The organism is Brevibacterium pityocampae (assembly GCF_039541555.1).
GTDB lineage: Bacteria > Actinomycetota > Actinomycetes > Actinomycetales > Brevibacteriaceae > Brevibacterium > Brevibacterium pityocampae.
In genome coordinates, this window is sequence record NZ_BAABGL010000022.1 from 1 (window position 1) to 1,075 (window position 1,075).

Genomic DNA, 1,075 nt, shown 5'->3' on the forward strand with positions numbered 1-1,075 from the left:
CCAGGGCGTTGTCGTAAGAATCGCCGGTCGAGCCGACCGAGGCCACGGCCCCGGCTTCGGCGAGGCGCTGGGTGTAGCGGACGGCGATGTACTGGACGCCCTTGTCGCTGTGATGCGTGAGCCCGGAGACGTCGTGACCTGCGTGCTCACGGGTCCAGATCCCCATCTCCAGCGCGTCCAGGGCGAGGTCGGTCCGCAGCGACTTCGATAGCTGCCAGCCGACCACACGGCGGGAGAAAACGTCGATGATGAACGCGGCATACACCCATCCCGCGAACGTGCGGCAGTAGGTGATGTCGGCGACCCAGAGCTGGTTCGGGGCCGTCGCGGTGAAGTTGCGTTCGACCAGGTCAGGACGTGTATCTGGGCCGTCGCCTGGGCGCGTGGTCCGAGGGCCTTTCTCTCGGCTGATGCCGCGCAGACCTTCGGCTCTCATGAGCCGTTCCACGGTGCAGCGCGCGACTGCGACGCCTTCTCGGCGCAGCTGAGCGTGGAGCTTCTTCGCGCCGTAGACCCCGAAGTTCTTCGCGTGCACGCGCCGGATCTGCGCGAGCAGCTCCTCGTCCCGCAGCGTCCGCTTCGAGGGCGAACGGGTCTTGAAGGCGTAGTAGGTGCTCGGCGCGATCTGGGTGCCCGCTGCGGTGAGCGTGCGGCAGATCGGCTCGACGCCGAACTCGTGCTTGTGCTGGTCGATGAACGTCACGATCATCGCGGTGGGCGGTCGAGCTCCGCTGCGAAAAAAGCCGAGGCCGACCGCAGGATCGCGTTCGCCCGGCGCAGCTCGCGCACTTCCTTCTCCAACTCAGCGAGCCGCTCGGCGTCGCCGGTCGTGGTTCCGGGCCGGTGGCCCTCGTCGATCTCGGCCTGCACGACCCAGTTCCTCAGAGTCTCGGGATTGATCCCGAGCTGCTCGCCCACACGACGGAACGTGCCTGACTTCGTCGCTGGATCCCGCCGCGCGTCCACGGCCATCCTCGTGGCCCTCTCCCGAAGCTCATCGGGGTACTTCCTCGGTGCTGCCATGCTCCTCATCCTCCCGTGGGATCAGAGCCTCCACCAGACCCGGGGCGATTCA

General features: G+C 67.3%; 2 protein-coding genes and 1 other annotated feature. Both genes read right to left on the reverse strand.

What is annotated here, in order from left to right:
• The coding region (locus ABD883_RS11955) for an IS3 family transposase (protein WP_345032365.1) at window positions 1–709 on the reverse strand (709 nt) is incomplete at its 3' end.
• Window positions 617–745, reverse strand: a sequence feature (AL1L pseudoknot). Its footprint overlaps the gene before it by 93 nt.
• Window positions 706–1,023 (reverse strand): transposase, encoded by a 318-nt coding sequence (locus ABD883_RS11960; protein WP_345032367.1) that lies wholly within the window; start codon window positions 1,021–1,023, stop codon window positions 706–708. (Overlaps the previous feature by 40 nt.) The genes ABD883_RS11960 and ABD883_RS11955, both read right to left, overlap by 4 nt.
• Between the last annotated feature and the right edge of the window lie 52 nt (window positions 1,024–1,075).